Annotated in this window: 25 protein-coding genes; 21 read left to right on the top strand and 4 right to left on the bottom strand. The window is 64.7% G+C overall.

Features of this window, described 5'->3' with window-relative positions:
• The first annotated feature begins 109 nt into the window (after positions 1 to 109).
• A complete protein-coding gene (gene dprA / locus ACN0SE_RS03000; RefSeq protein WP_417522997.1) occupies positions 110 to 1,255 on the top strand; it encodes a DNA-processing protein DprA in 1,146 nt (381 codons plus the stop codon).
• Positions 1,256 to 1,316: 61 nt separating this feature from the next.
• On the opposite strand, the gene ACN0SE_RS02995 is transcribed toward dprA, so the two are convergent.
• The gene (locus ACN0SE_RS02995; RefSeq protein ID WP_417522996.1) at positions 1,317 to 1,757 is read right to left on the bottom strand and encodes a hypothetical protein; all 441 of its coding nucleotides are present in this window, start codon (positions 1,755 to 1,757) and stop codon (positions 1,317 to 1,319) included.
• 147 nt (positions 1,758 to 1,904) lie between these two features.
• Between ACN0SE_RS02995 and topA the strand changes: the two genes are divergently transcribed.
• Both topA and ACN0SE_RS02985 read left to right on the top strand, forming a co-directional pair.
• The gene (gene topA, locus ACN0SE_RS02990; protein WP_417522995.1) at positions 1,905 to 4,625 is read left to right on the top strand and encodes a type I DNA topoisomerase; all 2,721 of its coding nucleotides are present in this window, start codon (positions 1,905 to 1,907) and stop codon (positions 4,623 to 4,625) included.
• Positions 4,626 to 4,985: 360 nt separating this feature from the next.
• Complete coding sequence (locus tag ACN0SE_RS02985; RefSeq protein WP_417522994.1) at positions 4,986 to 5,537, top strand: L,D-transpeptidase; 552 nt, start codon at positions 4,986 to 4,988, stop codon at positions 5,535 to 5,537.
• Positions 5,538 to 5,604: 67 nt separating this feature from the next.
• Here the strand turns inward: ACN0SE_RS02985 and ACN0SE_RS02980 are convergent, their stop codons facing one another.
• Entirely contained in the window at positions 5,605 to 6,033 is a 429-nt protein-coding gene (locus ACN0SE_RS02980; RefSeq protein ID WP_417522993.1) for an SRPBCC family protein, read from the bottom strand.
• A complete protein-coding gene (locus tag ACN0SE_RS02975) occupies positions 6,026 to 6,331 on the bottom strand; it encodes an ArsR/SmtB family transcription factor (protein WP_417522992.1) in 306 nt (101 codons plus the stop codon). The genes ACN0SE_RS02980 and ACN0SE_RS02975 overlap by 8 nt, the downstream gene beginning before the upstream one ends.
• A gap of 209 nt (positions 6,332 to 6,540) precedes the next feature.
• On the opposite strand from ACN0SE_RS02975, the gene ACN0SE_RS02970 reads away from it, so the two are divergent.
• Genes ACN0SE_RS02970 through ACN0SE_RS02960 form a run of 3 tightly spaced genes read left to right on the top strand, consistent with a single transcriptional unit; the run spans position 6,541 to position 8,263 of the window.
• Complete coding sequence (locus ACN0SE_RS02970) at positions 6,541 to 7,245, top strand: CoA transferase subunit A (RefSeq protein WP_417522991.1); 705 nt, start codon at positions 6,541 to 6,543, stop codon at positions 7,243 to 7,245.
• Complete coding sequence (locus tag ACN0SE_RS02965) at positions 7,245 to 7,625, top strand: DUF1801 domain-containing protein (RefSeq protein ID WP_417522990.1); 381 nt, start codon at positions 7,245 to 7,247, stop codon at positions 7,623 to 7,625. The genes ACN0SE_RS02970 and ACN0SE_RS02965 overlap by 1 nt, the downstream gene beginning before the upstream one ends.
• 14 nt (positions 7,626 to 7,639) lie before the next feature.
• Positions 7,640 to 8,263 carry a CoA transferase subunit B gene (locus ACN0SE_RS02960; RefSeq protein WP_417522989.1) on the top strand — a complete coding sequence of 208 codons (624 nt, stop codon included), beginning with the start codon at positions 7,640 to 7,642 and terminating at the stop codon, positions 8,261 to 8,263.
• Between the two features lie 166 nt (positions 8,264 to 8,429).
• Here ACN0SE_RS02960 and ACN0SE_RS02955 read toward each other — a convergent pair whose 3' ends face one another.
• A complete protein-coding gene (locus ACN0SE_RS02955; RefSeq protein ID WP_417522988.1) occupies positions 8,430 to 9,242 on the bottom strand; it encodes a lytic transglycosylase domain-containing protein in 813 nt (270 codons plus the stop codon).
• A 363-nt stretch (positions 9,243 to 9,605) separates the two neighbouring features.
• On the opposite strand from ACN0SE_RS02955, the gene ACN0SE_RS02950 reads away from it, so the two are divergent.
• The 15 genes from ACN0SE_RS02950 (at position 9,606) to ACN0SE_RS02880 (ending at position 25,208) form a co-directional block, all read left to right on the top strand.
• Positions 9,606 to 9,785, top strand: a complete 180-nt coding sequence (locus ACN0SE_RS02950; protein WP_048529728.1) for a Flp family type IVb pilin — start codon at positions 9,606 to 9,608, stop codon at positions 9,783 to 9,785.
• 89 nt (positions 9,786 to 9,874) lie between these two features.
• On the top strand, positions 9,875 to 10,054 hold the full coding sequence (locus ACN0SE_RS02945) for a Flp family type IVb pilin (RefSeq protein ID WP_048529728.1): 180 nt from the start codon (positions 9,875 to 9,877) through the stop codon (positions 10,052 to 10,054).
• Positions 10,055 to 10,308: 254 nt separating this feature from the next.
• Positions 10,309 to 10,488, top strand: coding sequence for a Flp family type IVb pilin (locus ACN0SE_RS02940; RefSeq protein ID WP_417522987.1), 180 nt, complete (start codon positions 10,309 to 10,311; stop codon positions 10,486 to 10,488).
• A 312-nt stretch (positions 10,489 to 10,800) separates the two neighbouring features.
• Complete coding sequence (gene cpaB, locus ACN0SE_RS02935) at positions 10,801 to 11,787, top strand: Flp pilus assembly protein CpaB (protein WP_417522986.1); 987 nt, start codon at positions 10,801 to 10,803, stop codon at positions 11,785 to 11,787.
• Positions 11,788 to 12,010: 223 nt separating this feature from the next.
• A complete protein-coding gene (locus tag ACN0SE_RS02930) occupies positions 12,011 to 13,423 on the top strand; it encodes a type II and III secretion system protein family protein (protein WP_417522985.1) in 1,413 nt (470 codons plus the stop codon).
• Positions 13,424 to 13,427: 4 nt separating this feature from the next.
• A complete protein-coding gene (locus ACN0SE_RS02925) occupies positions 13,428 to 14,123 on the top strand; it encodes an OmpA family protein (protein WP_417522984.1) in 696 nt (231 codons plus the stop codon).
• A gap of 294 nt (positions 14,124 to 14,417) precedes the next feature.
• Positions 14,418 to 15,716, top strand: a complete 1,299-nt coding sequence (locus ACN0SE_RS02920) for an AAA family ATPase (protein ID WP_417522983.1) — start codon at positions 14,418 to 14,420, stop codon at positions 15,714 to 15,716.
• 11 nt (positions 15,717 to 15,727) lie between these two features.
• Positions 15,728 to 17,170, top strand: coding sequence for a CpaF family protein (locus tag ACN0SE_RS02915; protein ID WP_417522982.1), 1,443 nt, complete (start codon positions 15,728 to 15,730; stop codon positions 17,168 to 17,170).
• Between the two features lie 5 nt (positions 17,171 to 17,175).
• Positions 17,176 to 18,144 (top strand): type II secretion system F family protein, encoded by a 969-nt coding sequence (locus tag ACN0SE_RS02910; protein WP_417522981.1) that lies wholly within the window; start codon positions 17,176 to 17,178, stop codon positions 18,142 to 18,144.
• 9 nt (positions 18,145 to 18,153) lie between these two features.
• Positions 18,154 to 19,122: a type II secretion system F family protein gene (locus tag ACN0SE_RS02905; protein WP_417522980.1), complete on the top strand. Its 969-nt coding sequence runs from the start codon at positions 18,154 to 18,156 to the stop codon at positions 19,120 to 19,122.
• A 241-nt stretch (positions 19,123 to 19,363) separates the two neighbouring features.
• Entirely contained in the window at positions 19,364 to 19,903 is a 540-nt protein-coding gene (locus tag ACN0SE_RS02900; protein WP_417523252.1) for a tetratricopeptide repeat protein, read from the top strand.
• A gap of 25 nt (positions 19,904 to 19,928) precedes the next feature.
• Positions 19,929 to 20,789, top strand: a complete 861-nt coding sequence (locus ACN0SE_RS02895; RefSeq protein ID WP_417522979.1) for a tetratricopeptide repeat protein — start codon at positions 19,929 to 19,931, stop codon at positions 20,787 to 20,789.
• A 3-nt stretch (positions 20,790 to 20,792) separates the two neighbouring features.
• Complete coding sequence (locus ACN0SE_RS02890; RefSeq protein ID WP_417522978.1) at positions 20,793 to 21,293, top strand: prepilin peptidase; 501 nt, start codon at positions 20,793 to 20,795, stop codon at positions 21,291 to 21,293.
• Positions 21,294 to 21,364: 71 nt separating this feature from the next.
• On the top strand, positions 21,365 to 22,675 hold the full coding sequence (locus ACN0SE_RS02885) for an ATPase (RefSeq protein WP_417522977.1): 1,311 nt from the start codon (positions 21,365 to 21,367) through the stop codon (positions 22,673 to 22,675).
• A 124-nt stretch (positions 22,676 to 22,799) separates the two neighbouring features.
• Positions 22,800 to 25,208, top strand: a complete 2,409-nt coding sequence (locus ACN0SE_RS02880; RefSeq protein ID WP_417522976.1) for a ligase-associated DNA damage response DEXH box helicase — start codon at positions 22,800 to 22,802, stop codon at positions 25,206 to 25,208.
• The last annotated feature ends 12 nt before the right edge of the window (positions 25,209 to 25,220 follow it).

Here is a 25,220-nt window from a genome sequence, read left to right as displayed (position 1 = left end):
ACAAGTTTCCACAAACATCGAAATCTTTCATTCCACTCAAACTGTTGCAGTTTACCGCCTGTTAACCAGCCACATTGTAGACATGATTCTGCAAGCAGGCGGGACCGGAATGACCGACACAGTTTATTCTTCCTCTCACCCCCTACTCCCACCCACCTCGGAAGATGACCGGTTGGGCTGGCTCCGCCTCTTGCGCTCTCATCGGGTCGGTGTCTCGACCTTCTATCGGCTGATGGCGGAACATGGCAGTTCCAGCGCCGCCCTGTCAGCCCTGCCAGAGGTCGCACGCTCCGCCGGGATCGAGAAATATTCCCCCTGTTCAATGTCGGAGGCCGAAGGCGAATACCGCCGCGGCTGCGCCTTTGGCGCGCGGCTGATCTGCCGGGGCGAGGCGGAATATCCGCCGGGCCTGGCCGAGCTTGGCGATGCGCCGCCGCTGTTCTGGGCGCGCGGCCGGATCGAGCTTCTGCACAAGCCGCTGATTGCCCTGGTCGGGGCGCGCAATGCCTCGTCGCTGGGCACCCGCATGGCGCGGGCGCTGGCGGGCGAGCTGGGCGAGGCCGGTTTTGTCGTGGTCTCGGGGCTGGCGCGGGGGGTCGATACCGCCGCGCATCTCGCCGCGCTCGAGACCGGGACCATCGCGGTCTTTGGCGGCGGGATCGACGTGATCTATCCGTCGGAAAACACCAAGCTGGCCGAGGATATCCAGGCGCGCGGGCTGACCCTGTCGGAACAGCGGCCGGGGCTGGCACCGCAGGCCCGGCATTTCCCGCAGCGCAACCGGATCATCTCGGGCCTGTCGCGAGGGGTGGTCGTGGTTGAAGCGGCGGCGAAATCCGGCAGTCTTATCACTGCGCGGAATGCGCTCGACCAGGGGCGCGAGGTTCTGGCGGTGCCGGGCCATCCCTTCGACGCCCGGGCCAGCGGCTGCAACATGCTGATCCGCGACGGCGCGCGGCTGGTGCGCAACGCCGCCGATGTGATCGAGGCGCTGGGGCCGATTGCCTCGGCTCCCGAGGTGCAGCCGGAGCTGCCGCTGCTGCCCGAGGCGCCCCCGGAGCGGCGCGATCTGCGCGAGACCGCGGCCCTGCACAACGAGATCCTGTCGCGGCTGGGGCCCTCGCCCCTTGCGGAAGACCAGTTGATCCGCGACCTGCGCGGCGCCTCGCCTTCGGTGGCGGCGGAATTGACGGACCTGGAGTTGTCGGGCCGGATCACACGGCATCCGGGAGGATTGATTTCGCTGGCGTCGTGAGGGGCATCTGGCGCCGGGCGGAAGGTGGGCAGAACCGCCCACCCTGCGACGCGGGGCAGACTCAGAAACAATAGTCCGAGATGACGGCGCGGTATTCCTCGCAGAGCGGGTCCCAGGCGAACCAGACGTCAGTGGCACCGATGGCGTGATGCACGGCGACCCAGGTCTCGCCGCTCTTGCGGTAAAGCGCCTGAATGGCGGTGCCGTCCATCGTCTCGGGGTCGAGCGTGCCGCGCTGGTAGCCGGGCGTTGCGGTCAGATCGATCGCGGCTCCTCCGGGGCGCTGCGCGGTCACGGCGGCAAAGCCCAGGTCGCCGGCCACCCGCATTTCGGCGACCACAAATTCCACCGGCGCGCCGAGTTCCCATTCCGCGTGCGGGCGCAGCGCATCCATCAGCGCCGTGCGCAGGGCGCTGCCGCGCGGCGGCTCCTGCCAGTCCTGGGCGGCGGCGGGCCCGGCGTAGAGCGCCAGAACGGCGAGGCAGGTCACAAGGCGCGTCATGGATCCTCCGGCGATCCTCCGGTTGCAGCCCTCACGGTAGTGACACGCAGGGATTTTACAACGCCGATTTGCCTGCATTGACTTTCCAACCCTCCCGCCCCCATGTTCCGCCGCCAGAGCAGGCGGTTTGAGTCGAAAGGAAATTTCATGCCAGTTGTTGTTGTCGAATCTCCGGCCAAGGCCAAGACAATCAACAAGTATCTCGGCTCGGACTACACCGTTCTGGCGTCTTATGGCCACGTGCGTGACCTTCCCGCCAAGAACGGTTCGGTCGATCCCGAGCAGGATTTCGAGATGAAATGGGAGATCGGCGCCGACAGCCGCAAGCACGTCAAGGCCATCGCCGACGCGCTCAAGGATGACAATGCGCTGATCCTCGCCACCGACCCCGACCGCGAGGGTGAGGCGATTTCCTGGCACCTCGAAGAGGCCCTGCGCAAGCGTCGGGCGATCAAGAAGGACACGCCGGTCAGCCGCGTTGTGTTCAACGCGATCACCAAGAGCGCCGTCACCGAGGCGATGAAGAACCCCCGGCAGGTCGATGCGCCGCTGGTCGAGGCCTACCTCGCCCGCCGGGCGCTGGATTACCTCGTCGGTTTCAACCTCAGCCCGGTTCTGTGGCGCAAGCTGCCCGGCGCGCGCAGCGCCGGTCGGGTGCAATCGGTCTGCCTGCGGCTGATCGTCGAGCGCGAGATGGAGATCGAGGCCTTCAAGCCGCGGGAATACTGGTCGGTCAAGGCGCTGCTCACCACCCCGCGCGGCCAGGAATACGAGGCCCGGCTGACCCTGCACGCCGGCAAGAAGCTCGACAAATACGACCTTGCGAACGAGACCGCCGCCGAGCTGGCGGTGCAGGCCGTGACCTCTCGCGAGCTCTTCGTGGACTCGGTCGAGGCCAAGCCCGCCACCCGCAACCCCTCGCCGCCCTTCATGACATCGACCCTGCAGCAGGAGGCCAGCCGCAAGTTCGGCATGGGCGCACGGCAGGCGATGAACGCGGCGCAGCGGCTCTACGAAGCCGGCCATATCACCTACATGCGGACCGACGGCATCGACATGGCGCCCGAGGCGGTCGAGGCCACCCGCGCGGCGATCAAGGATCGCTACGGCGCTGAATTCGTGCCCGGCAAGGCGCGGATCTACAAGAACAAGGCCAAGAACGCCCAGGAAGCGCACGAATGTATCCGTCCGACGGATATGACCAAGGACGCCATGGCGCTTAAACTGCGCGAAAGCGACCAGGCCAGGCTCTATGACCTGATCTGGAAGCGCACCATGGCCTGCCAGATGGAAAGCGCCCGGCTGGAACGCACGGTGGTCGAGATCGCCAGCCGCGACGGTCAGGTCGGCCTGCGCGCCAATGGCCAACGCATTGCCTTCGAAGGCTTTCTCAAGGTCTACGAAGAAGGACGCGACGACGTCGCCGAGAGTGATGACGACCGCATCCTGCCGCAGATCATGGAAGGCGAGCCTGCGAAATTCGCCAGATCCGGGCTGGAAAGCGATTATTCCAAGGCCGGCGACAGCGCCCCCGAGGTGATCGAAACCCAAGGCATTCGCCGCAATGGCAAGGCGCTTCTGTCTGAAAACACCGCCGTTCTGGCGCTACAGCACCACACCCAGCCGCCGCCGCGCTATACCGAGGCGACGCTGGTCAAGAAGATGGAAGAGCTCGGCATCGGCCGGCCCTCGACCTATGCCAGCATCGTCACCACGATCCAGGAACGCGGCTATGTCGCCAAGGAAAAGAACCGGCTGATCCCCGAGGACAAGGGCCGGATCGTCACCATCTTCCTGCTGAATTTCTTCCGCAAATACGTGGGCTACGAGTTCACCGCCAACCTCGAGGAAGACCTCGACAAGGTGTCGGCGGGCGAAGGCGACTACAAGGAGGTGCTCAAGCGCTTCTGGCAGGATTTCTCGGCGGCGATTGCCGAAACCTCCGATCTGCGGATCTCCGAGGTGCTCGACGTGCTCGACGAGGCACTGTCTGACCAGCTCTACCCGCCGCGCGAGGATGGCACCGATCCGCGGATCTGCCCGAAATGTGGCGCCGGCAAGCTGCACCTCAAGACATCGCAGACCGGCGGTTTCGTCGGCTGCGGAAATTACCCCGAATGCACCTACACCCGGCCGATCGCCGGCGAAGGCGCCGATGGCGAGGAAAAGCTGCTGGGCGAGGATGCCGGCGACGAGATCTGGCTCAAGGCCGGCCGCTTCGGCCCCTATGTGCAGCGCGGTGAACCCACGCCCGAGAACAAGAAACCGCCGCGCGCCTCGCTGCCCAAGGCCAAGGGGCAATATGTCCCCGGTTGGGGCCCCGAGGACCTGACGCTGGACAAGGCGGTGACCCTGCTCAGCCTGCCGCGAGAGATCGGCGAACATTCCGAAGGCGGCATGATCAAGTCGAACTTCGGCCGTTTCGGCCCCTACATCATGCACCAGAAGCCTGACGAGGAGAAACCGGTCTACGTCAACCTCAAGGACCCGATCGAGGTCTTCGAGATCGGCATGAACCACGCCGTCGAACTGCTCGACCACAAGCGCGCCAACCCCGGCCGCGGTCGCGGACGCACCGCCGTCAAGCCGCTCAAGGAGCTGGGCGATCACCCCGACGGCGGCGCGGTCAACGTGATGGAGGGGCGCTACGGGCCTTACGTCAAATGGGAAAAGGTGAACGCCACCCTGCCCAAGGACACCGAGCCGGCGGATGTGACCATGGAGATGGCGCTGAAGCTGATCGAGGAGAAGGCCGGCAAGAGCAAGAAGAAGGCCCCGGCCAAGAAGGCAGCCGCCAAGAAACCGGCCGCGAAAAAGGCCACGGCCAAGAAAGCCGCGCCGAAAAAGGCCGCCGCCAAGGACGAGTGACCCCGCGTCCCGGCCCCCGCGCCGGGCCCTCACCGTCTGTATAAGGCGCCCAAGAAGGGTCACCGCCCTCCCCCTCAGCCACAGTGCCGTCCCGGCCCCCCGCGCCGGGACCTCACCGCCTGACCAAATCACTCAGGCGGGATCACCGCCCTATCCCCAGCAATACCGCCGTCCCGGCCCCCGAGCCGGGACCTCACCGCCAGCCCAAGGCCTTCCCGGTTGGACACTGCCCTGCCCCCGCCACGGCCCCCCTGTGACCTTTCCGCACTCACATTCACGCTCGCGAATACGTGAGTGGAAACCCGGCCCACTTTCGGTCTTTGTCCCGCTTGCACGGAACGACAATCGAAAGGTCCTGACATGCACAAGACATATACCCGCCGCCACCTGCTCGCCGCCTCCGGCGCCGCGCTGCTGCTGCCCGCCGTGGCCCGTGCCGCCGAACCGGTGCGGCACAATATCTCCGCCTTCACCCATCAGGACTGGCGCGATCATTTCAGCGATCTGGGCAAGGGCGCCATCGTCTGCGACACCAACTCCCGCGCGCTGCATTACTGGTCCGCCGACGGCAGTGATTACCGCGTCTACCCGACCTCCGTGCCCAAGACCGACGAGCTGACGAAACGCGGCTACACCAGGATTGTGCGCAAGAAGGTCGGCCCCTCCTGGACCCCGACCGCCAGCCAGATGGAGCGGTTCCCCGACTGGAAACCGGTCGCCGGCGGCGCGCCCGACAACCCGCTGGGCACCCATGCGCTGTATCTAGACTGGCCCGCCTACCTGATCCACGGCACCCATGACACCCGCAAGATCGGCCGCCGGTCGTCCGACGGCTGCATCGGGCTCTACAACGAAAAGATCGCGGAACTGTTCGAGATCACCCCGATCGGCACCCAGGTCCGCCTGATCTGACGATTCCTCTGACGCAAAAGGGCGACCCCGCAAGGGATCGCCCATCTCAATTAACTGCCGCTTGCGCCTAGGCCGCGACCTTGGCCGCCTCCAGCGACGCCAGGATCGCCGCCCAACCCCTCTCGTGATTGTCGCGGCTCTCCTCGCTGGCAAAGCGCACATGGGTCAGGGTCAGCCTTGTGCCGGCGCCCTCGGGCACGAAGTCCAGCGTCACCTCGCTGCCGTCTTCGGAATAGGGGCTCTCCCAGGTAAAGACGATGCGCTCATGCGGGCGGATCTCGCGGTAGGTGCCGGCATGCGGCAGCTCCTGGTCGCCGGCCTTCATTAGGATCTCGAAGCGCCCGCCCTCCTTGGGGTCGGTGCTGACATGCCCCACCGAGACGTTCTCGCCCGGCAGCATGAAGCGTTTCAGCATCTCCGGATCGAGCCAGGCCTTGAACAGCGCCTCCTGCGGCGCGGCGATGGTGCGGTGAACTTGCAGTCTGAGGTCAGTCATCGTGGTCTCCTTTGGTCATGAGATGATCCAGGGCCTCGAGCCGCAGATCCCAGATCGAGCGCAATTCGCCGAACCAGCGGTCGACCTGCGCCAGCGGCGCCATGTCAACGTCGATCAGGTGGTCGCGCCATTCGGTGCGTCGCTGCACCAGCCCGGCCCGCTCCAGCACCTTGATGTGCTTGGACACGGCATTGAGGCTGAGGTCGAAACGGGCGTGGATCTCGGTCACCTTCAGCGGCCCGTGCTGCGTCAGCAGCGTCAGGATGGCGCGCCGCGTCGGATCGCTTGCCGCCTTCAAGACGTTTGAGAGGTCCGGTCCCGTTTCTCGTTTAGCCATAAGGTGGAATAACACGCCTTGCGGCAATCAGTCAACCCTTTGGGTGAATGACTGACCGGCCCCTCACCGCCTTGCTAACGCTAACGCCCCGCTGCACTGCGGCAATCCAATTGACTTCGGGTCCGCCCTCGCCCACAAATGCCGCAATCACAGAGAATGGGGGATTTTTCATGAAGAAAGTCTATGGATCGGCGTCAGAGGCGCTCGACGGGCTGCTCTTTGACGGCATGCTGATCGCCGCCGGCGGCTTCGGCCTCTGCGGCATTCCCGAACTGCTGATCGACGCGCTGGTCGAGAGCGGCGTCAAGGATCTCACCGTGGCTTCGAACAATGCCGGCGTCGACGGATTCGGCCTGGGCAAGCTGCTCGAGACCAAGCAGATCAAGAAGATGATGTCGTCCTACGTCGGCGAAAACGCTGAATTCATGCGCCAGTATCTGTCGGGCGAGCTCGAGCTCGAGTTCAACCCGCAGGGCACCCTGGCCGAGCGCATGCGCGCCGGCGGCTGCGGTATCCCTGGCTTCTACACCAAGACCGGTGTCGGCACCCAGATCGCCGAGGGCAAAGAGGTCAAGCAGTTCCGCGGCGAGGATTACATCCTCGAGGAAGGCATCTTCGCCGACCTGTCGATCGTCAAGGCCTGGAAGGCCGACGACACCGGCAACCTGGTGTTCCGCAAGACCGCGCGCAACTTCAACCCGCCGGCGGCAATGTGCGGCAAGGTCTGCATCGTCGAGGTCGAGGAAATCGTCGAACGCGGTTCGATCGACCCCGATCACATCCACCTGCCGGGCATCTACGTGCACCGGATCATCCAAGGTGAGCACGAAAAGCGCATCGAACAGCGCACCGTGCGCAAGCGCGAAGAGGCCTGATGGCCGTCACGGGCACCTTCGACGAGATCGTCGCGCTGGAGCCGCAGCACGAAAAGCTGCTGCGCGCGATCCGGTCGCTGGTGCACGCGATCCATCCCGACGCCTGCGAGGTCTGCCGTCCCGGCGACCGCGCGGCGAGCTGGGGATGGGGCCCGAAGAAGATGAGCGAGGCCTATGTCTACGCGCTGCCCTATACGCACCATGTCAACCTGGGCTTCTACCGGGGGGCCAGCCTGGCCGATCCGGCGGGGCTCCTGACCGGTACTGGCAAGGCAATGCGGCACATTCGCCTCACTGACAGCAAGCAACTGGAAAACCCGGCGCTGCGCGCGCTGATGGCGCAGGCCCGCGACGAGCGGCGCGCGGCGCTGAACACTTAGAGGAGACGAGGCTTATGCCCTGGGACCGCAATCAAATGGCCGCACGCGCGGCGGAAGAGCTCGAAGACGGCATGTATGTCAACCTCGGCATCGGCATCCCGACGCTGGTGGCGAACTACGTGGGCGACAAGGACATCACCCTGCAGTCCGAAAACGGCATGCTGGGCATGGGTCCCTTCCCCGTCGAGGGCGAGGAAGACCCCGACCTGATCAACGCCGGCAAGCAGACGATCACCGAACTGGCGCGGACCTCCTACTTCGACAGCGCCACCTCCTTCGGCATGATCCGCGGCGGCAAGATCGCGGCAGCGATCCTCGGCGCCATGGAAGTGGCGGAAAACGGTGACCTCGCCAACTGGATGATCCCCGGCAAGCTGGTCAAGGGCATGGGCGGCGCCATGGACCTCGTGGCCGGCGTCGGCCGCGTGATCGTGGTGATGGATCACACCAACAAGCACGGTGACAGCAAGCTCCTGAAGGAATGCACCCTGCCGCTGACCGGCAAGGGCGTGGTCGACCGCATCATCACCAACCTCGGCGTGCTGGACGTGGTCGAGGGCGGCCTCAAGATCGTCGAATGCGCCGATGGCGTCACCGAAGACGAGCTGCGCGCCGCCACCGAGGCCACCATCGTCTAAGACCCGACCGGGGCGGCCCAGCGCTGCCCCGCTTCGCTCTTCCTCTTGCTTCAAATACCCTCGGGGGAGGCCACAGGCCGGGGGCAGAGCCCCCACCCGGCCCCGCAGGGGCTCAAACCTGTCGCCCCCTCGGGGGCGCCCGTGTGACAGCCCCCTCGCGCGGGCTTCAGTTCATGGTGACAAAGACACAGCCGTCGGAAATGAACATCGGCGGCGTCTTGCAGAGCCCCTGCGCCACCTTCCAGGCCGCCAGCACCTTGGGCACATAGTCCCGCGTCTCGGCATAGGGCGGCACGCCGTCATGCTTGCCGATCGAGTTCTCGCCGGCGTTGTAGCCTGCCAGCACCAGGATCGGATCGCCTTCGAACTTGCGGATCAGGAAGTCGAGGAAGCGCACGCCGCCCTTGATGTTCTCGGCCGCGACGCCGGTGTCATCGACGCCGAAGCGCGCGGCAGTGGCCGGCATCAGCTGCATCAGCCCCTGCGCCCCCGCCGAAGACACCGCATCGACCCGCCCGCCGCTTTCGACCGACATCACCGCCAGCGCCAGCGCCGGCGAGACCTGGGTGCCCACCGTGGCCTTGAGGATCTCGACCCCCTGCACCGCGGCGATCTTCTGCAGGTCCTTCAGTCGCGGCGCACGCACCCCCTGCCCCGCCGGCGCCTTGTCGAGCGCCGCCAGCGCCTCTTCCAGCCGTCCGGGATTGCGGGCCTCGTATTTCGCCGAGACCGTCGTCCAGAACCAGCCATGGGTCGGCGCGCCGCTGTCGCCGCTGTCTCCGGTCGCCGGTGCCACCTTGGCCGGGGCCAGCTTGCGCGGTGCGGGCGCGGTGATCTGCACGAGAATGCGTTTCTTGGTGCCGGGCTTGGGCGGCTTGACGCGGCGCGCCTCGAAATCGGGAAAGGCCGGCGGATCGGCGGCGGCTGGCACGGCCGCGGCCACAAGCGCGCAGAGCGCAAGGGTTGCGAAATGTCTCATCGGGATACCTGCTCTACCTCGTTGGGAGGTCTTATTGTCGCGAATTTCGCAAATAACCCCGGTCAAAGCCAGTTTTGTCGGCGCGAAAAAGGGCAGACGCGCCATATTTGCCATCCGGAAATCGGCCGCCCCTGCCCCGAAAGATTTTCCTCAAGTTTTATTTCCAAGAAATTTCAGCGGCTTGACGAAAAAATCACAATCCTTACCCGGGTGGCTGCAAAACGCGCCATTGCTGCCCAACTGCCGCCCCATTCCGCTGGCTTATTAGCGTCATACCAAGTCGGACAGACCTGAGGTGAGAGGCAGTTCTGAGACCCCCGACAAGGTTAGAGAAACGCAAATCGACCTACGGAGACCAAACCAATGATCAAGTTCATCAAAAACTTCCGCAAAGACGAAGACGGCGCTGTCACTGTTGACTGGGTTGTCCTGACCGCAGCCATCGTCGGGCTCGCCATCGCAGCCTACGGCGCGATCGAAACCAACGCCACCACGCTGTTCAACGCCACTGCCGGCGCAATCGGCGGCCAGAACGACTTCTGATCCGCATGATCGTCTGACCTGAGGGGCGCTTGCCGCGGCAAGGCCCTCCCCCAACATCCCCGGCCCGAGGGCCAACCTGGAGAGACCCCATGATCAAGTTCATCAAAAACTTCCGCAAAGACGAAGACGGCGCCGTTACTGTTGACTGGGTCGTTCTGACCGCAGCCATCGTCGGCCTGGCCATCGCAGCCTACGGCGCGATCGAAACCAACGCCACCACGCTGTTCAACGCCACTGCCGGCGCAATCGGCGGCCAGAACGACTTCTGATCGGTCTTATGACTGACTGGCGACAGGTACCCAGAATTCGCGCTTGGGTACCTGTCAGACCAACCTCGCCGTCCGGCACACGCCGCCCTCGGGGCGGTTGCCTGCTTCCGGACGCGTAGCTGCCAGATATCGACACGACCAAGACAGCATGACCCGGCGCATCCCCGAAAGCCCGGATCCGCATGATCCCGACGCGATCAGTCCGACGATCCCGACGGTGTCCCTGGGGGTATCATTTGTTAGGAGAGACGGCTATGAAGAGGCTTCTCAAACAGTTTTACATATCTGACGACGGTGCTGTGACCGTTGACTGGGTCGTTTTGACCGCCGCGATCGTCGGGCTTGCCTCGGTGGCCTATGTCACGATCGAGAGCAACACCAACACATTGTCCTCCGCGATCGGCGGAGCGATCGGTGGCCAGAACGATTTCTAGAGCCTGACAGGCTCACCGCAACAGGCGAGACGGCCGGCCCGAAGCAAGGGCCGGCTCTCGCACGTGGCCAGCTGCCACGCGACACCCCCGGCCCAGGCAGGCCTCGGCCGACCCGATGGCGGGGCGCGCTGGCCCGAGGCGTGGCCGACCCCGGCCGCCAGAAGGCCCGGTAAACCCTCCCCCAGACCGCCCCAGACCGCCAAGGTGACAGGGCCGAGGCCCCCGCGCCCCGTGAGGGCCCGCTTGGGGGCATAGTTTTACCACATTCATCCGGCAGGATAGTCGGAGCAGTTTCAAAGAAAGGGCAGGACAATGCGAGTGGTATTCGGAATGGTGCTGATTCTCGGCATCGCGCTGGCCGGCTTCGCGGTTTACCTGGCCAACGGCTATGTGAATTCCTATCGCGTGGCTCTGGCCAAGGCCAAGAACTCGGAAGGAATCGCGACGGTCGACGTCTATGTCGCGACCAAGCGAATGAATTACGGCGACAAGCTGGAAAAGGACGCCGTGCGCGTCGTCAAGTTCCCGCGCGCCTCGGTGCCGGAAGGCACCTTTCTTCAGGCCGGCGGCGCCGCGCCTTATCACAAGCCGTGGGACGAGCTCGACGAAGCCACCCAGGACAAGCTGCGGGAAAACCCGCAACCGGGCGTGCACCCGCGCCGCGACGGCATGAAGATCACCGAGATCCGCGATCTCTTTCCCGAGAACGGCGAAGAGCGCTATGTCCTTCGCGCCATCGAGAAAGGCGAGGCCATCCTCGCCACCAAGGTGACCGAGCCCGGCCAGGACGCCGGCATCACCTCGCGGCTTGATCGTGGCCAGCGGGCCTTTGCGATCAAGGTCGACGTGGCCTCGGGTGTCTCGGGTTTCCTGCGCCCCGGTGACCGCGTGGATGTCTACTGGACCGGTCGTGTCGCCTCTTATGGCGAGGAAGGCGGGCGCAATTCGACCGATGTAACCAAGCTGATCGAGACCGGCGTCAAGCTGATCGCTGTCGACCAGTCGGCCTATGGCGACAAGACCGCCAACACGATTGCCCGCACGGTGACCGTCTCGGCCAAGCCGCAGCAGGTCGCGGCCCTGGCTCAGGCGCAATCGACCGGTCGACTGTCCCTAGCGCTTGTCGGTTCCGGCGACACCAGCGTGGTGGGTCCGGTCGAGGTCGACCAGATGAGCCTTCTGGGGCTCGAGGCCCCGGTCGCCGAGAAGATCGTCGAAGTGGAGAAGGCACAGGTCTGCACCATCCGCACCCGCAAGGGCGCCGAGATGGTCGAGATCGCCATTCCCTGCACCAACTGACACCCGCTAGATCCGGTATGTCAAAAAGCCCAAAACGCCGCATCCTGTGATGCGGCGTTTTGATTTTTCTCTACCTGTTGCGAGATACCCACATAAAAACCGGGTCGGAAGCCATTGATTCTTGCAAAAAATCCAATGTTCCCGCAAGGTACGCTCAAATGCAGGCATCAAGACCTGCGATTTGAGGCGTGATCGGAAAGGCAGGTCACAGATGACAGTGAAGATGTTACTCGGAGCCGCCCTTGTGGGTGCCGCTCTGGCAAGTGGACCATTTGCGCCCAGCGCACAGGCCGAGACCCTGCGCGTCGTACGCCAGGGCACCTCGTCCAAGCTCTCGGTGCCGATCAACCGGGCGGTCGTGGTCGAAAGCGATGTGCCCTTTGCCGAGCTCTCCATCGCCAACCCCGCCATCGCAGACATTTCCTCGCTCTCGGATCGCACCATCTACGTGCTGGGCAAGGGCACCGGCACCACGACGCTAACCCTGCTCGATGCCTCGGGCCGGCTCATTACCAATGTCGACGTGCATGTCACCTTCGACCTGACCGAATTCAAGGAACGCCTGCGCCAGATCATGCCGGGCGAAAAGATCGAGGTGCGCAGCGCCGATGACGGGATCGTCCTGTCCGGTGTCGCCTCTTCGACTCAGAAGATGATGCGGGCGCTGGACCTGGCCGAGCGCTATGCCCCCGACCGCGTGTCCAACCTGATGAGCGTCGGTGGCGTCCAGCAGGTCATGCTCAAGGTCCGCTTTGCCGAGATGTCGCGCAACGTGTCGAAATCGCTGGCCTCGTCGCTGGCACTGGGCGGCAATGTCGCCAACAACAATGTCGGCGTGCGCTTCGGCGCGGGCCAGGCGGCGCGGAACTCGGCGCTTCAGGGCATCCTGAACGGCGTGATCCCCGGGTCGACCCAGAACGAGATGTCCTCTTCCATCGGTTTCAACCTCGGCGCGGTCGAAGTGGCCCTGCTGCTGGAAGCGCTGGAGAGCAAGGGCATGGTCCGCATGCTGGCCGAGCCCAACCTGACCGCCCTGTCGGGCCAGGAGGCGACCTTCCTTGCCGGTGGCGAATATCCGGTGCCGGTCTCGGCCGAAGCCGACCTGATCCGCATCGAGTTCAAGCCCTTCGGCATCGAGCTCAGCTTTACCCCGCGGGTTGTCGACAACGACATCATCAACCTCGAGCTCAAGACCGCGGTCTCGGCGATCGACCCGACCAACGGCTTTGTCAGCAACGATTTCCAGATCGACGCCTTCACCCGCCGCGAAGCGACCACCACGGTCGAGATGCGCGACGGCGAGAGCTTTGCCATCGCCGGCCTGCTGAAGGACGACTTCCGCGATCTCAACGGCCAGGTGCCCTGGCTGGGCGACGTGCCGGTGCTGGGCGCGCTCTTCCGTTCGGCTGAATACAGCCGCGAACAATCGGAACTGGTGATCATCGTGACGCCGCACCTGGTGACCCCCACCCGTGGCGAAGCGCTGGCCCTGCCCACCGACAAGGTGCGGCCGCCGTCCGAAAAAGACCTCTTCCTGTATGGCCGGGTGGCCAGCGACACGGCATACAAAAAAGGACCCGTTGCCGAGGTTGCGAAGCAGGACTTCTCCGGGTCCTATGGCTATGTGATGGATTGATCGGATGCAGCAGCCGCGCTTGACATATCTTGTGGCTTCGGTCGCCGCCCTGGGCATCCTTGCCGGATGCTCCCCGCACAAGGGTCCGGTTCAAAGCTCTTTCTACCGAGAATCCGGCGCGCTGATCGATACCGGCAATTTCGGCACCGCCACGATGAACAACCAGGCCTATCAGACCGGCGAGAAGCAGTGGGTCTACAACATGGCCCAGCGGTTCGCCGACGAGGTGCTGACCACGGTCAACTTTGCCTTCAACTCGGCCGCCCTGGACGCCGGTGCGCGTGACACGCTGCGCGAACAGGCCGCCTGGATCCGCCGCTTCCCCGAAGTGCGCTTCCGGGTCTATGGCCATACCGACAAGGTCGGCTCGAATGGCTACAACCGGCAGCTCGGCCAGCGCCGCGCCGATGCGGTGGTGAATTTCCTGGTGTCGCAAGGCATCTCGCGCTCGCGCCTCGAAGCGGTGGTGAGCTTTGGCGAGACCCAGCCGCTGATCGTGACCGAGGGCCGCGAGCGCCGCAACCGCCGCACGGTGACCGAGGTCACGGGCTTCGTGGCGGGCCATCCGATGCTGCTCGACGGCAATTACGCCGCCGTCGTCTACCGCGAGTACCTGACCTCCGGCGAACCCGGCTCGACCTTCTCGACCGGCGTGTCGACCGGCACCCAGGCGGATACCGGAGACAGCTCTGCCAACTAGACTACCTCGTAAAATGGCAGACAAAAGGAGGCGGAAGTTCCGCCTCCTTTTTGTTTTTGGACCGGATAAACAATCCGACGTGATCCCGACCGATTGGCCCGAATTCGCGAAATAACGATCTTTTGGCCGCAATCTCGCCCGAATTTTCCAGCACCTTCGACCCAGTGAAATGTGCCACGCGGGACCATCAACCCGCGGGACGGCCCCAGATCCTCGCCGCGGCACCGGGCACATGGTGCGCTCGCGGACGGCAAGGACAGAGGGCGTGTAGAGCTTGGTAAAGGATATGAGGCCATGACTGACGAAACAGCGCTTGAGATGGACATTCCCCCCATCGTCGCCTGCACTATCAGCCGGAATGTGCAGGAATTCGAGCTCCTGATCGAAGACATGGAAAACGCCCTTGGCGAACAATGGGGCGACCTCGGCTTCGAAGAGGCGATCCCCTTCTTCGCCCAGGAAGACGCCTCTTCGCTGGAATTCATCGCCATTGCGCTGGATGCCGAGGACGAGGCCGACCTGCCGGTGCTGGCCGAGATCATCACCGCCGCCAAGGCGCGCGACATCAAGGTGATCCTGATCACCGAGGATGTCTCGCCTGCCGCACTGCATCACCTGATGCGCAAGGGCGCCGATGAGTTTGTCCCCTACCCGCTGCCCGAGACCGAGCTGCAGTTTGCCATCGACCGGATCCGAGCCGCCGCCCCTGCCCCGCAGGAACAGGCCGCCGCGGTGGCCCTGGCCGAGATCGAGGACGAGGCCGAAGCGCCCGCCGCCCCCGAGCAGAAGAAGGTCAAGCTGAAGAAAGGCGAATCGCGCAACGGCGTGCTGATCGCCGTGCACGGCCTTGTCGGCGGTGTCGGGTCCACGACCTTTGCCACCAACCTCGCCTGGGAACTGGCCACCATCTCCAAGCAGGATGCGCCCAAGGTCTGCCTGATCGACCTCGACCTGCAGTTCGGCTCGGTTGCGACCTACCTCGACCTGCCGCGCCGCGAATCGGTCTACGAGCTGCTGTCGGACATCGAGAACATGGACGAGGACAGCTTCAGCCAGGCGCTGATGGACTATGAAGACAAGATGCAGGTTCTGACCGCGCCGGCCGACATGCTGCCGCTCGACCTGCTGCCGCCGCAGGACGTGGAAAAGCTGCTCTCGACCGCCTGCGCGCATTTCGACTATGTCATCGTCGACATGCCCAAGACGCTGGTGCAATGGTCCGAGACAGTGCTCAACATGGCGCATGTCTACTTCTCGATCCTCGAGATCGACATGCGCTCGGCGCAGAACGCCCTGCGGCTGAAGCGGGCGCTGCAATCGGAGGATCTTCCCTTCGAGAAGCTGCGGTTCCTGCTCAACCGCGCGCCGAAATTCACCGACCTGACCGGCAAGAGCCGGGTCAAGCGCATGGCCGAGAGCCTGGGCATCTCGATCGACGTTCAATTCCCCGACGGCGGCAAACCCGTGGTGCAGGCCTGTGACCACGGCTTGCCGCTGGCCACCGCCGCCGCCAAGAACCCGCTGCGCCGTGAAATCGCCAAGCTTGCCAAATCGCTGCACGAAATCGGTGCAGACGCGGCAGAAGCAGCCTGAGGACAGAGCAGATGTTTTCCAAATACCGCAAAGCCGACGCCCCCAAGCCCGCCGCCAAGGCCGACAATGTCGCCAAGCTGCCCACCCGGGATGATGCGCCCGCCAAGCCGGTCTCGATGCGCCGCCCGGTGGTCAAGACCATGGCCGCGCGCCCGGTGGCGACCGACAAGGAACAGAAGCGCAAGGAACGCATGGGCGAGCTCAAGCTCGAACTGCACCGCGCCCTGCTCGACAACCTCAACCTCGGCGCGCTGGAACACGCCACCGAGGCCGACCTGAAGGCCGAGATCGGCGACATCGGGCAGGAACTGCTGAACGAAAAGGGCGTGGTGCTGAACCGCGAGGATCGCGCGACGCTGATCCAGGAGCTCTACAACGAGGTCAAGGGCCTCGGCCCGCTCGAGCCGCTGCTGCAGGACGACACGGTCAACGATATTCTGGTGAACGGCCCGCAACAGGTCTTTGTCGAGCGCAACGGCAAGCTCACCCTGTCGGACGTGACCTTCAAGGATGAAAAGCACCTGCTGCGGATCATCGACAAGATCGTTTCCGCCGTCGGCCGCCGCGTCGACGAGAGCAACCCTTACGTCGACGCCCGTCTTGCCGACGGCTCGCGCTTCAACGCCATGGTGCCGCCGATTGCGGTCGACGGCTCGCTCGTCTCGATCCGGAAGTTCAAGAAAGAGAAGCTGGCGATCGACGACCTGGTCAAGTTCGGCGCCTTCACCGAGGAGATGGCCGCCTATCTTCAGGCCGCCGTCGCCTGCCGGCTGAACGTCATCGTCTCGGGCGGGACCGGTTCCGGTAAAACCACCACGCTCAACGCCCTGTCCTCCTTCATCGACGACAGCGAACGGATCCTGACGATCGAGGACACCGCGGAACTCCAGCTGCAGCAGACCCACGTCGGCCGGATGGAAAGCCGCCCCGCCAATGTCGAAGGCAAGGGCGCTGTCAGCCAGCGCGACTGTCTGCGCAACGCCCTGCGGATGCGTCCCGACCGCATCATCGTCGGCGAGACGCGCGGCGAGGAAGTCATCGACATGCTGCAGGCGATGAACACCGGCCACGACGGCTCGATGACCACGATCCACGCCAACTCGGCCCGCGACGGTGTCAGCCGTCTGGAGAACATGGTCGCCATGGCCGGCATCGAGATGCCGATCAAGGCAGTGCGCTCGCAGATCGCCTCGGCCGTCAACCTGATCGTCCAGGCTTCGCGCCTGCAGGACGGCTCGCGCCGCATGGTCTCGATCACCGAGGTGACCGGCATGGAAGGCGAGGTGATCTCGATGCAGGAGGTCTTCCGCTACCAGCGCGTCGGTCTCACGCCCGACAACAAGATCATCGGCCATTTCACCGCCACCGGCGTCCGCAGCCACTATTCCGAGCGCTTCAAGCTCTGGGGCTACGACCTGCCGCCCGCCATCTTTGAACCCTTCGCCGCGGAATAGATCTCATGGAACTCTCAGCAGAACCGATTATCTACGGATTGATCTTCGTCGGCGTCCTCGCGCTGGTCGAAGGGGTCTATCTGACCGTCTTCGGCAAATCGATCAGCCTCAACAGCCGGGTCAACCGCCGGCTCGAGATGATGGACAAGGGCGTGCGCCGCGACGAGGTGCTGGAAAAGCTCCGCAAGGAGATGACCCAGCACGTCAAGTCGCGCAAGATCCCGCTCTATTCCCTGCTCGCCACCAAGGCGCAGAAGGCCGCGATTGCCTTCACCCCCGGTCAGCTGATCCTGATCATGGTGGTGGTCTGTTTCCTGGCCTTTGTCGGCCTGACGCTGGGCACCGAGACGGGGCTGGCCGTGCGCGCCGCCGCCGCTGTCGCCATGGGCGTCGGCGGGGTCTACACCTGGATCAACCACAAGGCCGGCAAGCGAATGTCGATGCTCGAAGAGCAGCTGCCCGACGCCATCGAACTGATCGTGCGCAGCCTGCGCGTCGGCCACCCCTTCTCTTCCGCGCTGACCATCGTGTCGAAAGAGGTCAAGGACCCTCTGGCATCGGAACTGGGCATCATCGCCGACGAGGCCGCCTATGGCCGCGACGTGGGCGAGGCGCTGCGCGAGATGTCGGACCGGCTCGACATGCAGGATCTGCGCTTTCTCGCGGTCGCGGTGACCATCCAGCAGCAATCGGGCGGCAACCTCGCCGAGGTTCTGGCCGGTCTCTCCAAGGTGATCCGGGCGCGCTTCCGTCTGTTCCGCAGGGTCAAGGCGATCACCGCCGAGGCCAAATGGTCTGGCAAGTTCCTCTCGGGCTTTCCGATCATGTGCCTGATCTTCATCCAGCTCACCGACCCGCATTACTATGACGAAGTGATCGATCATCCCTTCTTCATCCCGGCCTGTTTCGTGGTCTTCGGCTTCCTCGCGGCGAACCTTGTCGTCATGCGGATGCTCGTGAACATCAAAGTGTGAGGAACCATCATGTTTGAACCCGGTGGAGTGTTCTACGAGATGCTGGGGCCGATGGCCCCGGTCATCATCGTCGGTGGTCTTGGCGCGGTGCTCCTGCTCCTGGCGGTGTCCATGCTGTTCCGGCAGCGGCCCGACCCGATGGACAAGCTGGTGGCGCAGACCCGCCAGCAGAAGACGATGAAGAGCGAGACCCTGCGCTCTGGCGGCACGACGAACAAGAAGCTGGAGAAATACGGCAGCTTCCTCGAGCCGCAGGACCAGGAAAGCTATTCCGAGATCCAGAAGAAACTGATGCAGGCCGGCTATCGCGGCCGCGACGCGGTGCGGATGTTCCATGCCGCGCAGGTGATCCTCGGCGTGCTGGCACTTGGCCTGGGCCTTGCCTATTTCTACCTGATCCTCGGCCCCGAGAATGCCACCACCCAGCAGATGGTGATGTATATCCTGGGCCCCGGTGCCGCCGGGTATTTCCTGCCGAAATACTGGGTCAACCGCCGCGCCGGCAAACGCCACGAAGAGATCGAGGACGGCTTTCCCGACGCGCTCGACATGATGCTGGTCTGCGTCGAGGCCGGTCAGTCGCTCGACCAGTCGATCCTGCGGGTCTCCAAGGAAATCCAGTCGTCCTATCAAGAGCTTGCCTATGAGTTTCAGGTCGTCAGCCACGAGATCAAGGCCGGCAAGGACAAGGCCACCGTGCTCAACGACATGGGTGACCGCTGCGGCGTTCAGGACATCTCGTCCTTCGTCACGGTGCTGATCCAGGCCCAGGTCTTCGGTACCTCGATCGCCGAGGCGCTCCGGGTCTATGCCGGCGAGATGCGCGACAAGCGGGTGATGCGGGCCGAGGAAAAGGCCAACCAGCTGCCCACCAAGATGACGCTGGTGACCATGGGCCTGACCGTGCCGCCGCTTCTGATCATCCTCGTCGGCCCTTCGGCCATGGGCATCATGAAGCTGGGCTCGCTGGCCGGCTGAGGGTGCGGTGGGTTGCAAACCCACCCTACGGGCGCCGGGGGTTTCCTTCGGCGCCATCGGCAAAATCGCAACGTGGCCACGGTTTCTGCGCCTCAGGGCAACAAACCTGTCCCCACCGGCGCGGCCCCTGGGTTAGGCTTCATGCCAAGCCGGGCCGCCCCCAGGGTGAGACACCGGCACGAACCGAGGCAGTCAACAACAAGCAGGAAAGACGGTGGCCCTTTCCAGAACAGCCGGCCTTCTGGCCGTGATCCTCCTGACAACCGCCTGCTCGCAGGGCGGTTTTTCGCGTGACAGCGACTCTCCCTACGCGCCGCAGGTCAATCGCCGCGCCGATGCGGTCGACCAGCTTCTCGTGGGGCACAGGTTGCTGGCCGCCAAGGAATACGAACTGGCGCTCACCGCCTTCAACCGCGCCGCGCTGGAGCGGGGCATCGGCGATGCCGAGGTGCTCTCGGCGCTGGGCACCGCCAACCTGGCGCTGGGGCGGCTTGGCCAGTCCGAGACCCTGCTGCGCCGCGCGGTGAAGAAGGAAGAGAGCTGGCCCGAGGTCTGGAACAACCTGGGCGTCGTTCTGATGGAGCGTGGCAAGCATGCCGAGGCCGCCCAGGTCTTTCGCAAGGCCTATGCGCTGGACAACGGACAGGACGATGCGATCCGGGACAACCTGCGGTTAGCCCTCGCAAAACTGGACAATATCCAGTACGGTATCGAGCAAGAACAAGACTATAAATTGGTGCGGCGGGGCAGCTCAGATTACCTGATCCGAACCGCACTTTAGAGGCAAGAGCAGAAAAGGACGCAAAATGCGCCACCCCACATTTGTGTTCGCCGGTCTGGTCGCCGTGCTGGCGCTGGCCGCCTGTGAGAAAGAGATCGACAAGGATGCCGTCGATCGCAAGCTGCAAGACATCAACGTGATCGACGAAAGCAACCTCAACGAGGTGATGCTGACGAATTCCGATCCGAACGAGGCGGTGAGCTATTTCCAGCGCGCCGTCGCCGGTCAGCCCGACCGTCTCGACCTGCAGCGCGGCCTGGCCGAGTCGCTGATCCGCGCCAAGCGCCCGACCGAGGCGGTCTCGGTCTGGAAGAAGATCCTCAAGCACGAAGACAGCACCCCCGACGACAAGGTGCAGCTGGCCGACGCGCTGATCCGCGACAACCAGTGGAAGGCCGCCGAAGAGGTGCTCGACAGCGTGCCGCCGACGCATGAGACATTCAAGCGCTACCGGCTCGAGGCGATGATCGCCGACAGCAACAAGGAATGGAAACGCGCCGACAGCTTCTACGAGACCGCCGTCGGCCTGACCACGACGCCCTCGGGCGTGATGAACAACTGGGGCTATTCCAAGCTCAGCCGTGGCGATTACCCCGGTGCCGAGCGGCTGTTTGTCCAGGCGATCCGCCAGGACACCTCGCTCTTTACCGCCAAGAACAACCTGGTTCTGGCCCGCGGCGCGCAGGGCAACTACACCCTGCCCGTGGTGCCGATGAGCCAGCAGGAGCGCGCCGAGCTGCTTTACACGCTGGGCCTGTCGGCGGTGAAACGCGGCGATGTCGAGACCGGCAAGGGCCTGTTCCGCGACGCCATCGAAACCCACCCGCAATACTTCGAGGCGGCGGTCCGCTCGTTGGGTGCGCTGGAAAACAACACGGCGAACTGAGCGATGAACCTGCATGTCACCGCCTGGTCAGCCCTCTGGTTTCTGCCCTTCGCGGTGCCTGTGTGCATCTATGTCTGCTGGTCGGACATGCGGATGATGAAGATCCCCAACAAGGCCGTTCTGGCGCTGACCGCGGTGTTCCTGGTGGTGGGGCTGATCGCCCTGCCCCTGGCGGAGTATCCCTGGCGGCTGGTGCAGCTGGTCATCGTGCTGCTACTGGGCATCGTGATGAATGCCACCGGTCTGGTGGGTGCCGGCGACGCCAAGTTCGCCGCCGCCGCCGCGCCCTTCATCCACCCCGGCGATTTCGTTTTCCTGATGATGCTGCTGGCGGCGACCCTGCTGGGCGCCTTTGCCGCGCATCGTCTGGCCAAATACACCCCGCTGCGCCGCATGGCGCCGGCCTGGGAAAGCTGGGACACCGGCAGCGATTTTCCCATGGGCCTGGCGCTTGGCGGCACGCTCACGCTCTATCTCGCGCTTGGCGCGGTGTTCGGGAGCTGAGGGATGGCACGCTTCACCATTTATGAACCCCTCGCCGCCACCATGGCCCCAATGTGAGAGAGGATCCCGCGATGAACATGGCCGTCGGAAACGTCACCGCCCCGCCCGCGCCCAAGCGGATCGAGGAGATGGCCCTGCCCGTCGTGATGATGCGGGACATCCTGCTCAAGACGATGTTCCGCTCGAACCTCGACGTGGTGACCGAGATCGCCCGCAATGTCTGCCTGCCGATCCCGGTCACGCAGGAGCTGGTCGACATGGCGCGCACGCAGAAGCTGCTGCAGGCCACCGGCACGCTGAACGCCAATTCCGGCAACGAGATGGGCTACGAGCTGACCGATGCCGGCAAGGCGCGGGCGCTCGATGCGCTGGCGCAGTCGGAATATTATGGCGCCATGCCGGTGCCGCTGGCGGTCTACCAGGAGCAGGTCAAGCGCCAGTCGATCCGCAACATCCAGATCACCCGCGATCAGCTGACCGCCGCCATGGGCGAGCTGATCCTGCCCGACACGCTGATGGACCAGCTGGGCCCGGCGGTCTCGGCCGGTCGCTCGATCCTGATGTACGGCCCGCCGGGCAACGGCAAATCCTCGATCTCCAACGGTATCCGCAAGGCGATGGGCGACAAGATCTATGTCCCGCGCGCGATCGAATATGCCGGCCAGGTGATCACAGTCTACGACCCGATCGTGCATTCCGCCGCCGAGGAGCAGGAAGACGACCCGAACCAGCTGCGCCGCGCGTCCAACCGCTATGACACCCGCTACGTGCGTTGCGAGCGCCCCACCGTGGTGACCGGCGGCGAGCTCTCGCTGAAGATGCTCGACCTGGTCTACAACCCGACAGCGCGGACCTACCAGGCGCCGCTGCAGCTCAAGTCCTCGGGCGGCATCTTCATCGTCGACGACCTTGGCCGCCAGGAAGAGCCGCCGCAGTCGCTGGTCAACCGCTGGATCGTGCCGCTCGAGGAGAGCCGCGACATCCTTGCCCTGCAATCGGGCGAGAAGTTCGAGGTGCCGTTCGACACGCTGGTGGTGTTCTCGACCAACTTCCACCCGAACGAGATCTTCGACCAGGCGGCGTTGCGGCGGATCTTCTTCAAGATCAAGATCGACGGGCCGGGACAGAAGGATTTCCTGAAGATCTTTGCGCTGGTGGCGAAGAAGAAGAAGCTGCCGCTGGACGAGGCCAGCCTGATCCACCTGCTGCAGAAGAAATATCCCACCATCGACAACGTCTATGCCAACTATCAGCCGGTGTTCCTGATCGACCAGATCCTGTCGATCTGTGCCTTCGAGGGGGTCTCGCCCCGGATGACGCCGGAATATGTCGACCGCGCCTGGGCCAACATGTTCGTCAAGGACGAGAAGATCGTGAAGTGAGACCGGCGGCGGATTTGGGGGCTCTGCCCCCGTCCGCCAGGGCGGACTCCCCCGAGGGTATTTTCGAACAGAAGAAGACCTGGATCGGGTTTTGATATCCGGCCGGGCGCACTAGGTTTGGGGAATGAGCGCCCTGCCCCCCGTCATCACCGATTGGTTTTCCGCCCGCGGCTGGCAGGTGCACCCGCACCAGCAGGCGATGGTGGACCGGCGGGCCGAGCCTGCGGTGCTGCTGATCGCGCCCACCGGGGGCGGCAAGACCATGGCGGGGTTTCTGCCCACGCTCTCCGAGCTGGCCGAGGGCGGGCACACGGGTCTGCATACGCTCTACGTCTCGCCGCTCAAGGCGCTGGCGGCGGATATCAAGCGCAACCTGACCGGGCCCGTGGCGGAGATGGGCCTGCCGATCCGCATCGAGGACCGCACCGGCGACACGTCTTATACCCAGAAGCGGCGACAGCGCGCCGATCCGCCACATATCCTGATGACCACGCCGGAAAGCCTGGCGCTGATGTGCTCCTACGAGGATGCCCCGCGGATATTCAGGGGCTTGCAGCGGGTGATCGTCGACGAGATCCATGCCCTGACCGAAAGCAAACGCGGCGACCAGCTGATGCTGGCGCTGGCGCGGTTGCAAGTGCTCTGCCCGGGGCTGCGGCGGGTCGGGCTGTCCGCGACGGTGGAGGACCCTGAGGCGATTGCCCGGCTGCTGGCGCGGCACCCGGATCCTTGCGCCATCGTCGAGGCCGATCCGGGGCCAGACCCCGACATCGCCATGCTCGAGCTGCCGGATGCACCGCCCTGGGCCGGCGGTGGCGCGACCTATGCCATTCCGCAGGTGATGGCGGCGGTCAAGGCGCACCGCACCACGCTGATCTTTCACAACACCCGCGCCCAGGCCGAGATCTTCTTTCACAATCTGTGGCTGGCCAATGACGACAGCCTGCCGATCGGCATCCACCACGGCAGCCTTGACCGGGTGCAGCGCGAGCGGGTCGAGGCGGCGATGGTCAGGGGCGAGCTGCGGGCGATTGTCTGCACCGGCTCTCTCGATCTGGGGATCGACTGGGGCGATGTCGACCTGGTGATCCAGGTCGGTGCGCCGAAGAACGTCAAGCGGCTGATCCAGCGCATCGGCCGGGCCAACCACCGCTACAATGCGCCGTCGAAGGCGCGGCTTGTGCCGGCCAACCGCTTCGAGGTGGTCGAATGCCATGCGGCGCTGCAGGCCGCCCGCGCCCATGCTCTGGATGGCGATCCCCGCGGCCCCGGGCCGCTCGACGTGCTCTGCCAGCACATCCTGATCGCCGCCTGTTCGGCGCCGTTCGACGCAGCCGCGCTGTATGCCGAAATGAAGACCGCCGGGCCTTATGCCGGGCTGACGCGGGCGCAATTCGACGATTGCCTCGAATTCTGCGCCACCGGCGGTTATGCGCTGCGCGCCTATGACCAGTGGCAGCGGCTCAAGCAGCGCGACGACGGGCTCTGGCAGCTGCGCGATCCGCGGTCTGCGCGGATCATAAGGATGAACATCGGCACCATTCAGGACACCGATCTCTTGAAGGTTCGGTTCAAGGGCCGGGGCGGCAAGCCGCTGGGCGAGATCGAGGAGGGCTTTGCCGCGACGCTGACGCCGGGCGATACCTTTCTGATCGGCGGCCAGATCGTGCGCTATGACGGGCTGCGCGAGACGGTGGTCGAGGTGACCCGCGACGCGGCGAAGAAGCCCAAGATCGCCACCTTCGGCGGCACCAAGTTCGCCACCTCGACCCAGCTCAGCCAGCGCATCCTCGACATGCTGCAGGCGCGCGACTGGCCCTATCTGCCAGACCACACCCGCGACTGGCTGCACCTGCACCGCCGCGTCAGCCAGTTGCCCGAGGTCGGGCGGCTGCTGATCGAGAGCTTTCCGCATGACGGGCGCGAACACGCCTGCATCTACGGGTTTGCCGGGCGCAATGCGCAGCAGACCCTGGGGCTCTTGGTGACCAAGCGGATGGAGGAGCTGCGGCTCGATCCGCTGGGCTTTGTCGCCACGGATTACGCGACGCTGATCTGGGGGCTGAAGCCGCTGACCGACCCGGCGCCGCTGTTTGACATCGAGGCGCTGGAGGCCGGGCTGGACGGTTGGCTGGCGGGCAATGCGGTGATGAAGCGGACCTTTCGCGCCAGCGCCACCATCGCCATGCTGATCAACCGCAACATGCCCGGCGGCAAGAAGAGCGGGCGGCAGGCGACGTTTTCCAGCGACATCCTCTATGACACGCTGCTGAAGTACGACCCCGATCACCTGTTGATGCGGATCACCCGGGCCGAGGCAATGCGGGGCCTGGTGGATTTCGCCCGCATCCGCGAAATGGCCGAACGGGTGCAGGGACGGATCGACCTGCACCGCCTCGACCGGGTGACGCCGCTGGCGGCGCCGATGCTGCTCGAGGTGGGCAAGGTGCCGGTGATGGGCGCCGGGCGCGAGCGGCTGTTGGAGCAGGAGGCCGAGGCGCTGATGGCCGAGGCCGGGCTCGACACGCTCTGACCGCTTGCGCTC

It is taken from the genome of Marinovum sp. (assembly GCF_048263515.1).
In the GTDB taxonomy this organism is placed as follows: Bacteria; Pseudomonadota; Alphaproteobacteria; order Rhodobacterales; family Rhodobacteraceae; genus Marinovum.
This window is presented reverse-complemented; position numbering and strand designations above follow the sequence as displayed.

Excerpts from the sequence above, each read along its gene's own strand:
- dprA (WP_417522997.1), top strand. The coding sequence starts at position 110 with ATGACCGACACAGTTTATTCTTCCTCTCACCCCCTACTCCCACCCACC.
- ACN0SE_RS02995 (WP_417522996.1), bottom strand. The coding sequence starts at position 1,757 with ATGACGCGCCTTGTGACCTGCCTCGCCGTTCTGGCGCTCTACGCCGGG.
- topA (WP_417522995.1), top strand. The coding sequence starts at position 1,905 with ATGCCAGTTGTTGTTGTCGAATCTCCGGCCAAGGCCAAGACAATCAAC.
- ACN0SE_RS02985 (WP_417522994.1), top strand. The coding sequence starts at position 4,986 with ATGCACAAGACATATACCCGCCGCCACCTGCTCGCCGCCTCCGGCGCC.
- ACN0SE_RS02980 (WP_417522993.1), bottom strand. The coding sequence starts at position 6,033 with ATGACTGACCTCAGACTGCAAGTTCACCGCACCATCGCCGCGCCGCAG.
- ACN0SE_RS02970 (WP_417522991.1), top strand. The coding sequence starts at position 6,541 with ATGAAGAAAGTCTATGGATCGGCGTCAGAGGCGCTCGACGGGCTGCTC.
- ACN0SE_RS02965 (WP_417522990.1), top strand. The coding sequence starts at position 7,245 with ATGGCCGTCACGGGCACCTTCGACGAGATCGTCGCGCTGGAGCCGCAG.
- ACN0SE_RS02960 (WP_417522989.1), top strand. The coding sequence starts at position 7,640 with ATGCCCTGGGACCGCAATCAAATGGCCGCACGCGCGGCGGAAGAGCTC.
- ACN0SE_RS02955 (WP_417522988.1), bottom strand. The coding sequence starts at position 9,242 with ATGAGACATTTCGCAACCCTTGCGCTCTGCGCGCTTGTGGCCGCGGCC.
- ACN0SE_RS02950 (WP_048529728.1), top strand. The coding sequence starts at position 9,606 with ATGATCAAGTTCATCAAAAACTTCCGCAAAGACGAAGACGGCGCTGTC.
- ACN0SE_RS02945 (WP_048529728.1), top strand. The coding sequence starts at position 9,875 with ATGATCAAGTTCATCAAAAACTTCCGCAAAGACGAAGACGGCGCCGTT.
- ACN0SE_RS02940 (WP_417522987.1), top strand. The coding sequence starts at position 10,309 with ATGAAGAGGCTTCTCAAACAGTTTTACATATCTGACGACGGTGCTGTG.
- cpaB (WP_417522986.1), top strand. The coding sequence starts at position 10,801 with ATGCGAGTGGTATTCGGAATGGTGCTGATTCTCGGCATCGCGCTGGCC.
- ACN0SE_RS02930 (WP_417522985.1), top strand. The coding sequence starts at position 12,011 with ATGTTACTCGGAGCCGCCCTTGTGGGTGCCGCTCTGGCAAGTGGACCA.
- ACN0SE_RS02925 (WP_417522984.1), top strand. The coding sequence starts at position 13,428 with ATGCAGCAGCCGCGCTTGACATATCTTGTGGCTTCGGTCGCCGCCCTG.
- ACN0SE_RS02920 (WP_417522983.1), top strand. The coding sequence starts at position 14,418 with ATGACTGACGAAACAGCGCTTGAGATGGACATTCCCCCCATCGTCGCC.
- ACN0SE_RS02915 (WP_417522982.1), top strand. The coding sequence starts at position 15,728 with ATGTTTTCCAAATACCGCAAAGCCGACGCCCCCAAGCCCGCCGCCAAG.
- ACN0SE_RS02910 (WP_417522981.1), top strand. The coding sequence starts at position 17,176 with ATGGAACTCTCAGCAGAACCGATTATCTACGGATTGATCTTCGTCGGC.
- ACN0SE_RS02905 (WP_417522980.1), top strand. The coding sequence starts at position 18,154 with ATGTTTGAACCCGGTGGAGTGTTCTACGAGATGCTGGGGCCGATGGCC.
- ACN0SE_RS02895 (WP_417522979.1), top strand. The coding sequence starts at position 19,929 with ATGCGCCACCCCACATTTGTGTTCGCCGGTCTGGTCGCCGTGCTGGCG.
- ACN0SE_RS02890 (WP_417522978.1), top strand. The coding sequence starts at position 20,793 with ATGAACCTGCATGTCACCGCCTGGTCAGCCCTCTGGTTTCTGCCCTTC.
- ACN0SE_RS02885 (WP_417522977.1), top strand. The coding sequence starts at position 21,365 with ATGAACATGGCCGTCGGAAACGTCACCGCCCCGCCCGCGCCCAAGCGG.
- ACN0SE_RS02880 (WP_417522976.1), top strand. The coding sequence starts at position 22,800 with ATGAGCGCCCTGCCCCCCGTCATCACCGATTGGTTTTCCGCCCGCGGC.